Source organism: Cognataquiflexum rubidum (assembly GCF_022538115.1).
Classification (GTDB): Bacteria; Bacteroidota; Bacteroidia; order Cytophagales; family Cyclobacteriaceae; genus Cognataquiflexum; species Cognataquiflexum rubidum.
Window position 1 is genome coordinate 126,063 of the sequence record NZ_JAKZAL010000015.1, and the last position, 10,884, is coordinate 136,946.

A 10,884-nucleotide genomic window follows, 5' to 3' on the forward strand; every position below is an offset into this window, starting at 1 on the left:
GAAACTGCAAACTGAGACTGAATACTGCAAACTTAATTATTTTCCCAAATCCAGGATATCCTTGATTTTGTTGGTTTTTTCCATTTCGTGGTACAATCCTTCGTAGTCATCGGCAATGATTTTATCACGAAATTTGGAAAGGTTGGATATATACAAGCTCATGGCCTCAAGGATATTTTTCTTGTTTTCCTGCATGATAGGCGCCCACATTCCAGGTGAACTTTTTGCTAACCTGACCGTCGACGCAAAACCACTTCCCGCCATGTCAAAAATGTTTTTTTCATCTTCCATTTTATCCAAGACGGTCTTGCCCAACATAAAAGAAGTGATATGCGACAAGTGGGAAACGAAGGCCAAATGCTTGTCATGCTCTTCAGGGTCCATGAAACGCAGCTTCATATTAAGCGCTTCCAATACCTCATAGGCTTTGGCTTTCAGGTGGATGTCGGTCTTTTCCATTTCGCAAATGATAAAAACTTTTCTGTCCAACAAATCTGCTTTGGCAGCTTTTGGGCCGGAATATTCTGTTCCTGCTATCGGGTGGCCGGCGAGGTAATGTTCTCTTTTGGGATGTTCTGATACCGCCTGACAAAGCAATTCTTTGGTTGATCCAAAATCCATCACCAAAGTTTCGGAACCAATTTCATCAAGAATTTTGACCAGCAATTCTGATAAGGTATTTGCAGGCGTTGCCAAAACGATGATATCTGTGTCGGTATCGGCCTTTTCTTTGGCTTCATCAATGATCCCCAAAGTCAGGGCATCCTGGAGGTTTTGTGGATTGGAATCAAATCCTGTAAAATGGATTTCCGGCTTTAACTGCTTCAATGCCAGGGAAAATGACCCTCCCAAAAGACCCAAACCGATGATGTGAATTTTTTTCATTTGTTGATAATGTATGTGGGTGATGTGTTTATGATAATCGTTTTATTGCTTCTTTGATGGATTCCTCTTTGACACAAAGTGAAAATCTCACGTAACCTTCCCCTTGTGTTCCGAAAATATGTCCGGGTGTGACAAAAATAGATTTGTTGTAAAGTAGGTCATCGACCAATTCATCCGATGTTTTTCCCTGAGGCAATTTAGCCCATACAAACATGCCTGCTGTGTCCTTTTCAAATTCCAAACCCAATTTTTCTACCAATTCCCAAATAAGTTTTCTTCTTTTGGAATAAATTTCATTCAGTCCTTCATACCAATCCCTTCCCAATGACATGGCTGCAATGGCACCTTGTTGGATTCCGAGAAACATTCCTGAATCCATATTGCTTTTGACTTTGGTAATGGCAGAGATCCATTCTGGCTTACCTGCAACAAAACCTACCCTCCAACCGGCCATATTCGAGGTCTTGCTAAGGGAATTGAGCTCCAAAGCTACCTCTTTTGCGCCTTCAATCTGGAAAATACTTTTTGGATTATCCTCCAAAACAAAGCTGTAGGGATTGTCATTGACGATGACGATGTGATGTTTTCTCCCAAACGCAATCAGCTTTTCAAAAACCTTCAAATCAGCCTTTGCGCCTGTAGGCATATGCGGATAATTGACCCACATCAGTTTGACTTTGCCTAGGTCTATTTTTTCGAGTTCATCAAAATCAGGATACCAACCATTTTCTGATTTTAAGTCATAATAAACCGGTTCCGCCAAAAGCAATTTGGTCACAGAAGTGTAAGTTGGGTAACCGGGATTTGGTACCAAAACCTGATCTCCCTCGTCCAAAAAAGTCATGGAAATGTGCATGATGCCTTCCTTTGAGCCCAATAAGGGCAATATTTCCGTATCGGCTAATAAGTTTACCCCATAATGACTTTGGTAAAAATCAGCGTAGGCGGTTCTCAAAGCAGGAATTCCCTGATAGCCTTGGTAGCCGTGGCTCGTTGGCAACAAAGAAGACTGGTGCAAAGCATCTACGACAGAAGGATGAGGCGGCAGGTCCGGACTTCCAATTCCCATGTTGATGATTGGTTTTCCTTCCTCCCGCAGTCTGTTGACTTCTTTGAGTTTTTGGGAAAAATAATATTCCTGAATGCTATCTGTCCGTTTGGAAAATCCCTTCATCTTATTTCCTGCTTACATATTCACCAAAAATCTTCACTTCTCCCCCATTTTGATTGACTGCGTCGATGGCCTTCAGGTATTTGGCGTAATCGTCAAATTGTGCATCAATGAAAAACGCATAGTGCCAGGGGTTTTCTATAACCGGAATGGATTGGATTTTACTCAAGTCAAGGTCATTGTCACTTAGCAAAGTCAGGAGCTTGGCAAGACTTCCCTTTTCATTTCTGATCGTGATTTTAAAAGACGCTTTATTGGGTTTTTCAGCTTGAAACGGCTTTTCTTTTTGAAGCAGGATGAATCGGGTAAAGTTATTTTTGATGGTTTGGATGTCTTTGGCAAGTATTTCCAATCCATAAATCTCTGCAGCTGTCACACTTGCGATTGCACCCAAACCTTTGACTTTATCATCTGAAATCCGTTTGGCAACTGTCGCAGTATCCACATCATCGATCAATTTGATGGCAGGATAATCCTCAAAAAAGCGTTTACATTGAAGCAATGCCATGGGATGGGATTTTACCTCTTTGATATCCGTAATTTTTTGCCCCGGCAAAACCATGAGGTTGTGGGAAATCGGTAGGTAGTATTCTTCAAAAATATGTAATTCGTGCCTGTCGATTAGGTCATAATTTGGGAGAATGGCACCTGCAATGGAGTTCTCAATCGCCATGACACCGTAAGGGACCTCTCCTCTTTGCACCGCCTTGGCCACTTCCTCAAAAGTCCTGAAACCCTCGATTTCAGTATCCGCCCCAAAATAATTGAGCGCAACCTGATGGTGAAAAGAACCGGGAATACCTTGAATGGCGACTTTCATAACCTATTTTTTGAAAATAAAATAAACCGCAAGCACCAAAAACCCAAATCCGATAATATGATTTAGTTTGATGGTTTCATTCTTGAAAAATACCAAAGTGAAAATCATAAATACCACCAAAGTGATAACTTCCTGAAGCACTTTCAATTCTACCAAAGAAAAAGGCCCGCCGTTTTCTTTGAACCCTATCCTATTGGCCGGAACCTGAAAAATGTATTCAAAGAAAGCGATTCCCCAACTGATCAAAACGATCGAGATCAACCCAAGATTTTCAAACCACTTCAAGTCTTTGAACTTTAGGTGTCCATACCAAGCCATGGTCATGAATGTATTGGAAAGGATCAAAAGAAGGATTGTATAGGTGCCTTTCATTTTTCAGAGGAGATGTGAGACCTGAGATATGAGATATGAGAGGAAAAACCCAAAGTCTTGTGTCTTTTGTCTAATGTCTAATGTCTATTATTGAAACGTGTTTCCAAAAACTCGGATACGATTTATTGACCACTGAAGGATCTTCAATAATCACCTTCGTTTTGGTCATCAGCGGCATAAATGCCATGGCCATCCTGTGGTCATCATAAGTGTGGATATGGACCTCATGAGGCATTGTCACGGAAGGAATCAAGGTGAAAACTTCATTTTCTCCTTCTTTGAGTTGGGCATTGAACTTCCCCAATTCTTGCTGCAAAGCATAAATCCTGTCAGTTTCCTTGATCCTCAAACTTTCCAATCCTGTAAATTTTGTCTTTTGACCAATGATCGCGCAGGTAACAGCTACTGTCTGTGCAAGATCCGGGCAATGCGTAAAATCCCATGAATCAAGTCCTTTGACAGGTTGTTTGGTGAGTTTGACCCCACCATTTTGAAATTCACTTTTGACACCTAGCCTGTCCATGATATCCACGATTTTAGAATCTCCCTGCAGGCTGTTTTCTTTCAGGCCTTCCAAAAAGAGCTCCCCTTCATCGGCACATGCCAATAAACTGAACCAATAACTTGCTCCCGACCAATCACTTTCGACATTGAATTGGGTAGGTTGATAAGCTTGATGGGAAACTTTGATGAAATTTCCATCCCAAGTATACTTTATACCAAAAGCTGACATGAGCTCAAGTGTCATTTCAATGTATGTTCTCGATCCGATTTTTCCTATGAGTTCCAATTCGAGTCCCATAGGAAGCACCGGCGCAATCATCAACAGTGCTGAAATATATTGGGAACTGACGTCTCCCCGGATTGTGATTTTATTTGTTTTTTGTTCTTTCAAGCCATGAATGGCCAAAGGTGGAAAACCTTCCTTGTTCATGTAATGGATTTCAGCACCTATTTCTCTCAACGCATCCACCAAAATGCCGATTGGCCTTTCACACATACGGGGCGTTCCGGTCATGACCTTATTTTGATTGGTGGCTGCGGCAAAAGCAGTCAAAAACCGCATGGTCGTACCGGCATCCAAAACATCAAAGATTGCAGGATTTTCTCCAAGCAACCTGATCATGGTCTGTGTATCACGCGCTTCGGCAAGGTTGCTCAGTCTGTTCTCACCTTCTGTAAGCGCATCGATGACCAATGCCCTGTTGCTTTCACTTTTGGAAGATGGAAGCGGGATGACTGTAGGTTGAAAAGCACTAATCTGGCTTAGAAATAAAGTTTCCAAGGTTGGATTCATTGGTTTAATGGAACTTGGGAAGTTAATGATTGGTAAAATGAGATGGCTTCTTTGATTTCTTCGGCTGTTCCTTTGATGTTGTAATCACAATTGCCTATTCTTCTCAAAAGTGAAAAGTTTACCGTTGATCCTTCATTCTTTTTATCCTGACTGCACAATTTGATGATGCCATCGATATCATCTTCGGGAAACTGAAAAACCCCGTATATTTCAGTCAAGGCATAAGTTATGTTTTTGAGATCATCTTTTGGCAATCCTGATTTTTTATGGGAAAGAAAAGCCTCGCAAACCATCCCTACCGCGATGGCTTCACCATGCAGCAAATGCAAATCTGTATTGAGATAAAAAGATTCGAAAGCATGGCCGATAGTATGTCCAAAATTCAAAATTTTCCGCAATCCAGCTTCTTTAGGGTCTTTTTCTACCACTTCCCTTTTGATCTGAACAGACTTTTCGATGATTTCCCTCCAATTCTGCTTTTCCCAATCTGCAATTTTGAGGCAAGAAAAGTAGTTGGCATTTTGGATCAAGCCGTGCTTCAAAACCTCAGCGTAACCCGAACGCATTTCCTCTAAAGGAAGTGTTTCGAGGAAAATTTCAGAAATCAGAACCAGTTCAGGTTGGGTAAATACGCCGATGTGGTTTTTGAAACCATTGAAATCTATCCCCAATTTTCCACCGACACTGGCATCCACCTGAGAGAGCAAAGTTGTCGGAATATTGATGAATCGGATTCCTCTTTTGTAAGTTGCCGCACAAAAACCTCCCATGTCCCCTGTCACGCCTCCACCAAGATTGATGACCAAAGCTTTTCTGTCAAAGCCTTCATCAGTCATCCATTGCCATATTTGGGTACAGGTGTTGAGGTTTTTATTGGCTTCGCCGGCAGGAAAAGAAAAATGTTTATGACCTTCCGGCAAAAGCTTCTCGATAATCGGATAGCAGAATTTTGAAGTATTGGAATCTGAGATCACTCCCAATTGGGAATAGCCCAATTGGTTCAAGTATTTACTCAAATCAAATGAGATATTGTTGGAAAATATTACTGACTCCAAAATATTGGGGATTTAAGACATGTATAAATAGGAAATCGATAATATTGGTGAAAGGTTAGAGGTAAAAGGTAAGAGGTTCAATTTACCCCTTACCTTTTACTTCTTACCTTCATTTTTTCACGGGGGCAGCTTCTCTCAATTGCTTTTCCTGTCTTTTGACAGATTCTTCATGGATGCAGTAGAGCAATTCTTTCATGAATTTTTCTGAAAGATTCTTCTGAACACCCTTTTGGGTACGGGATTCCATGACGAATTTCCATCGGTCTGATTGGAATACTGTGAGGTGGTGTTCTCTTTTATAAGCACCAACCTGATCAATTAGAGAAAACCTTTCCTGAAGGATATCCAATAACTGGTCATCCAAATGGTCAATTGCAGTCCTGAGGTCATTTAATCTTTCCCCCGGGTTTTCGCTTCCAATGGTATCTTTAAAATCAATCAATGATAGGATTTCTTTCAGCCTCTTAGGTGTAACCTGCTGCTTGGCATCAGACCAGGCATTGTCCGGATCATGGTGCGTCTCAATCATCAAACCGTCCAATCCAAAATTGATGGCTCTCTGTGCCGTTTCAAGGATTCCTTCCCTATTGCCAACAATATGACTCGGGTCGTTGATCACTTCCATTCCTTTCCACTCTCTTTTCAAGTGAATCGGCATGGACCAATTTGGCTTGTTTCTGAATCTTTTATCATAAGAATCAGAAAATCCACGGTGGATTGCGGCCAATTTGTTGATCCCTACTGAATGCATTCTTTCCAATGCGCCGATCCAAAGTTGCAAATCCGGGTTCATCGGGTTTTTGATCATCACAGGGATGTCCACTCCTTTGAGTGCATCGGCGATTTCCTGCACTGCAAATGGATTGACAGTAGTCCTTGCTCCTACCCAAAGTACATCTACCTTATGTTTCAATGCCAACTCCACATGCGCAGCATTGCCGACCTCAGTGGTGATGGGGATGTTGAGGTGATGTCTTACTATTTCCATCCATTTCAAACCTTCTTCTCCAATTCCTTCAAAGCTTCCCGGCCTGGTTCTCGGTTTCCAGATTCCTGCACGGAACATATCAGGAATCATGTTTTCTTTTTTCATGTCCAAGCAGACTTTTTCGATCTGCTCAGGTGTCTCTGCACTACATGGTCCTGCGATGATGATATGGTCTTCTATTCCGAATCCCCAGTCTTTGATTTGTAAATGGTCTTTCATGATTTGATAGGTTTAATAAAAAAAGCCCGACTCTTTCGAACCGGGCTTTTTTTGCTTTATGAATTTTTAGATTTTTTCTAGACAATAAGCAGCTCCGATTCGACTTTGAGGGCGAAAGTAAAAGTAATAAAAGCTAAAGAAGGCGAATGCTGCGATTAACATGTTCCAAAAGTAAGTGGCTCTTTTTTAAAAACAAATTAATTAATGAATAATTTCTTGCTTATTGTTCAAAAATCGGACTAACCATTAAAAATTCAATAATTAACTTTAGCGAATTCTAATAATTCAAAATATAATTTTGCTTTGGTAAATGCCAATAATATAATTAGCGGTCTGTTGTCAAGTGTTTGAGTTTATCTATCCTTCATTTTCTAAATGGCTTCTAATATCTTTTTTCGCAAGATATATGCTACCAAATAACCAAACAATCCCCTCCCCGATGAGGTTTTTTTAATATATTTGCGCCGTAATTTGAGTCCTATGCCTGTCAAACCCAATATTTCTTTCGAAAATCTTGAAGTTGCTTTTGCCTCCAAGTCAAATGCCGAGTTGAAAAAAATGTATCTCATTTTTGCTACAGTCAACAACAATCTTGCAGTCAGCGTCGGTACCAAACTCGCAAATTGGTCTTTTGCACTTGGCCTGCCTATCAAGGGAATCATGAAAAAAACCATGTTTGGACATTTTTGCGGCGGGGAAAATATCCATGACTGTCAGCAGGCTGTAGACAACCTAGCCAAATACCATATCCACACCATCCTCGATTATTCTGTAGAAGGGGAAGGAGATGAAATCAGCTATAATGCTACCAAAAACGAGATTTTAAGAACAATTGAACGGTCTGCTGGCGACGAGAATATGCCATTCGCAGTATTTAAGGTAACGGGATTAGGGGATTTGGCAATTATGACAAAAATCCAAGAAGGTAAATCCTTGGAAGAAACTGAAAAAACCTCTTTTGAAAATCTCCAAAAAAGGATTGATGAGCTTTGCAGGGCTGCCTACGAAGCGAATACAAAAATACTGATCGATGCAGAGGAGTCTTGGTTTCAGGATGTGATCGATGAAATGGCCTACGAAGCGATGGAAAAATACAACAAGCAATCCTGCATTGTGTACAACACCTACCAAATGTATCGCCATGATACACTTGCAAGACTTAAAAAAGCCCATGATGTCGCAATGGAGAAAGGATACCTACACGGTGCCAAATTGGTGCGGGGCGCTTACATGGAAAAAGAAAGAGACCGCGCGGCGGAGAAAGGATATCCAAGCCCTATACAGCCAACCAAAGAATCGTCCGACAGGGACTACAATGCTGCCTTGGAATTCTGTGTCGAAAACATCAAAACCATGGGATTGGTATCAGGTTCGCATAATGAAAAAAGCAACCTACTTTTGACTGAATTGATATCAAAATACGGCATCAATCCTTCTGATGAAAGTATATACTTTGCCCAACTCTACGGAATGAGTGATAACATTTCTTTCAACCTGGCAAAAGCCGGTTATAATGTAGTGAAATATGTCCCTTATGGACCGGTGGAAAAAGTAATGCCTTATCTTTCCCGAAGGGCTGAAGAAAACACCTCCGTTGCCGGACAAAGCAGCAGGGAATTTGACTTGGTCAAAAGGGAAATGGCAAGACGCAAAGCGGCTGGGAAATAGAGGTTATTGGTTATTGGTTAAAAATTATTTGAACTGAACAAATAGAGAAATGCAGTTATTAAGCGAACAGGAATTAGAAAGAAGAAAAGACCGGGAGGAATTGATAAAATTGGGGATCAACCCCTATCCGGCCGAATCATTTTTTGTCAATGTGACGGCGGATGATATCCATAAAAACTACGAAAACAGAAAGACAGATTATAAAGACATTTCCATCGCCGGCAGGTTGATGACAAAAAGAATTATGGGTTCCGCTTCTTTTGCAGAAATCCAGGATTCCACAGGAAGACTTCAAATCTACCTCAGAAGGGATGATTTATGTCCGGACGAAGACAAGACTTTCTACAATACTGTATTTAAAAAGCTTTTGGGGATAGGTGATTTTATCGGCCTGAAAGGATATATTTTCACCACCCAAACAGGTGAAATCTCCCTTCATGTCACTGACCTGAAGATCCTTTCTAAATCAATCAAACCACTCCCGGTGGTAAAAAGAGACGAGGAAGGGAATATTTACGATGGATTTACCGATCCGGAAATGAGGTACAGGCAACGTTATGTTGACCTTACTGTAAACCCGGACGTGAAGGATGTCTTCGTGACTAGGTCAAAGATCATCACCAATATGCGCCGATATTTTGATGACCATGGGTGGCTGGAAGTCGAAACTCCCATCCTGCAACAGGTCCATGGAGGTGCTGCAGCGCGCCCCTTTAATACGCATCATAATACCTTGGATATGCCCCTGTTCCTAAGGATCGCCAATGAACTTTATTTAAAAAGGTTGATTGTAGGCGGATTTGAAGGTGTATATGAGATAGGAAAAATGTTTAGAAACGAAGGAATGGATCGTACCCATAATCCTGAGTTTACCGGTATGGAAATCTATGTGGCATACAAAGATTATATCTGGATGATGGAAATGGTCGAGGACCTGATCGAAAAAATAACCTTCACTGTCCATGGGAAAACCATCCTGAAGGTAGCTGATAAGGAAATTGACTTTGCCGGACCATACAGAAGATTGACGATGTTTGATTCCATCAAGGAATATGCAGGAATTGATGTGAGCGAAATGGATGAAGTCGGGTTGAGGAAAGTATGTGCTGACCTTGGCATCCAAGTGGACCACAGCATGGGCAAAGGAAAGCTGATCGACGAAATTTTCGGTGAGAAGGTGGAAGCCAATTTAATCCAACCAACCTATATCACAGACTATCCTGTAGAAATGACACCTTTGGCCAAAAACCACAGGTCCAAAGAAGGTTTGGTAGAGCGTTTTGAGCTTTTTGTCAATGGGAAAGAAATCGCCAATGCATATTCTGAATTGAATGATCCGATAATACAAAGGGAAAGGTTTGAAGACCAGTTGAAATTGGCGGCAAGGGGTGATGATGAAGCTATGGCCATGGATGAAGATTTTCTCCGGGCATTGGAATATGGGATGCCTCCTACTTCGGGACTTGGAATTGGAATCGACAGATTGACAATGCTATTGACCAATAAAACAACCATTCAGGAAGTCCTTTTCTTCCCTCAAATGAGACCTGAAAAGAAAATGAATATCGCCTCCGATGAGGATTTCATGGAATTGGGCATTCCGGCAGGATTGATTCCGGTGATAAGGGATATGAATATCCAGACTATTGATCAGTTAAAGGAAATGGATCCAAACAAGCTTTTCAATGATGTTTGTGGCAGAAGGAAGAAATTGAAACTGGAGGTGCCAAATCCAAGCAAAGAAGATGTGGAGAAGTGGGTTTTGAGGGGAAATGTGAGGGATTAAACAAAATCAAAAACCAGGGTATACCGTGGTTTTTGATTTTGTTTAATGATCTTTCTTAAAACACTTTTTTTAGTGTCAAACTGCTTTGGAAAGTCAAACAAATAAAATAGAATCTAAAAAGTAAAATTATTTTTAACCTTTGTAATGAATAGGAAATTAAATTACTCATAATTTCTATTAAATTTATTATCGCAAATAAGAAAATAGATGTATATAAGCCTCTTTGCCAGTAACTTAATATTCTACTACTATCGGTTAGTAAGACTGAAGTCCGAAGAGCGATGGATATATCTGAATCCTGCCGTGAATTCTTTTGAATTTCCAATTCTCTGGTATCTATGCGTAGATACAATTCAGATTGTATCTTATAATAAAATTTTTTCAATTTTTATACAACAATCTTTAAATAATTATTTCAAATTATTAAATTATGTTCGCGACATTTTTAAATCAATATTCAAAAGTTGAATTCTATTTTCCAAAAACCATCAATAAAAATTTAAATCACCTCAAGTTATGTCCTATTTATTTACATCAGAATCAGTGTCTGAAGGTCATCCTGACAAAGTCGCTGATCAGATTTCAGACGCTTTGATCGATAATTTTTTAGCATTTGACCCAAA

Annotated in this window: 10 protein-coding genes; 3 read left to right on the forward strand and 7 right to left on the reverse strand. The window is 40.4% G+C overall.

Annotated features, from left to right (window positions below; all coding sequences use genetic code 11):
* Positions 1 to 36: 36 nt before the first annotated feature.
* The 7 genes from MMU05_RS16185 to MMU05_RS16215 form a co-directional block, all read right to left on the reverse strand.
* On the reverse strand, positions 37 to 885 hold the full coding sequence (locus MMU05_RS16185; protein WP_241142723.1) for a prephenate dehydrogenase: 849 nt from the start codon (positions 883 to 885) through the stop codon (positions 37 to 39).
* A gap of 28 nt (positions 886 to 913) precedes the next feature.
* On the reverse strand, positions 914 to 2,059 hold the full coding sequence (locus tag MMU05_RS16190; protein ID WP_241142724.1) for a pyridoxal phosphate-dependent aminotransferase: 1,146 nt from the start codon (positions 2,057 to 2,059) through the stop codon (positions 914 to 916).
* A 1-nt stretch (position 2,060) separates the two neighbouring features.
* Positions 2,061 to 2,876, reverse strand: coding sequence for a prephenate dehydratase (locus MMU05_RS16195; protein WP_241142725.1), 816 nt, complete (start codon positions 2,874 to 2,876; stop codon positions 2,061 to 2,063).
* A gap of 3 nt (positions 2,877 to 2,879) precedes the next feature.
* On the reverse strand, positions 2,880 to 3,248 hold the full coding sequence (locus tag MMU05_RS16200; RefSeq protein WP_241127846.1) for a DMT family protein: 369 nt from the start codon (positions 3,246 to 3,248) through the stop codon (positions 2,880 to 2,882).
* Positions 3,249 to 3,318: 70 nt separating this feature from the next.
* Positions 3,319 to 4,545: a 3-phosphoshikimate 1-carboxyvinyltransferase gene (locus MMU05_RS16205; protein WP_241142726.1), complete on the reverse strand. Its 1,227-nt coding sequence runs from the start codon at positions 4,543 to 4,545 to the stop codon at positions 3,319 to 3,321.
* Positions 4,542 to 5,600, reverse strand: coding sequence for a 3-dehydroquinate synthase (gene aroB, locus MMU05_RS16210; protein WP_241142727.1), 1,059 nt, complete (start codon positions 5,598 to 5,600; stop codon positions 4,542 to 4,544). The genes MMU05_RS16205 and aroB overlap by 4 nt, the downstream gene beginning before the upstream one ends.
* 109 nt (positions 5,601 to 5,709) lie before the next feature.
* Positions 5,710 to 6,807 carry a chorismate mutase gene (locus MMU05_RS16215; protein WP_241142728.1) on the reverse strand — a complete coding sequence of 366 codons (1,098 nt, stop codon included), beginning with the start codon at positions 6,805 to 6,807 and terminating at the stop codon, positions 5,710 to 5,712.
* 480 nt (positions 6,808 to 7,287) lie between these two features.
* On the opposite strand from MMU05_RS16215, the gene MMU05_RS16220 reads away from it, so the two are divergent.
* From MMU05_RS16220 to MMU05_RS16230, 3 genes are all read left to right on the forward strand, one after another.
* A complete protein-coding gene (locus MMU05_RS16220) occupies positions 7,288 to 8,475 on the forward strand; it encodes a proline dehydrogenase family protein (RefSeq protein ID WP_241142729.1) in 1,188 nt (395 codons plus the stop codon).
* A gap of 49 nt (positions 8,476 to 8,524) precedes the next feature.
* Complete coding sequence (lysS, locus tag MMU05_RS16225) at positions 8,525 to 10,261, forward strand: lysine--tRNA ligase (RefSeq protein WP_241142730.1); 1,737 nt, start codon at positions 8,525 to 8,527, stop codon at positions 10,259 to 10,261.
* Between the two features lie 516 nt (positions 10,262 to 10,777).
* On the forward strand, positions 10,778 to 10,884 hold a 107-nt coding region (locus MMU05_RS16230; RefSeq protein ID WP_241142733.1), incomplete at its 3' end, for an S-adenosylmethionine synthetase N-terminal domain-containing protein.

Coding starts and splice junctions, on each gene's coding strand:
- MMU05_RS16185 (WP_241142723.1), bottom strand. CDS start 885: ATGAAAAAAATTCACATCATCGGTTTGGGTCTTTTGGGAGGGTCATTT.
- MMU05_RS16205 (WP_241142726.1), bottom strand. CDS start 4,545: ATGAATCCAACCTTGGAAACTTTATTTCTAAGCCAGATTAGTGCTTTT.
- MMU05_RS16190 (WP_241142724.1), bottom strand. CDS start 2,059: ATGAAGGGATTTTCCAAACGGACAGATAGCATTCAGGAATATTATTTT.
- MMU05_RS16220 (WP_241142729.1), top strand. CDS start 7,288: ATGCCTGTCAAACCCAATATTTCTTTCGAAAATCTTGAAGTTGCTTTT.
- MMU05_RS16215 (WP_241142728.1), bottom strand. CDS start 6,807: ATGAAAGACCATTTACAAATCAAAGACTGGGGATTCGGAATAGAAGAC.
- MMU05_RS16195 (WP_241142725.1), bottom strand. CDS start 2,876: ATGAAAGTCGCCATTCAAGGTATTCCCGGTTCTTTTCACCATCAGGTT.
- lysS (WP_241142730.1), top strand. CDS start 8,525: ATGCAGTTATTAAGCGAACAGGAATTAGAAAGAAGAAAAGACCGGGAG.
- MMU05_RS16200 (WP_241127846.1), bottom strand. CDS start 3,248: ATGAAAGGCACCTATACAATCCTTCTTTTGATCCTTTCCAATACATTC.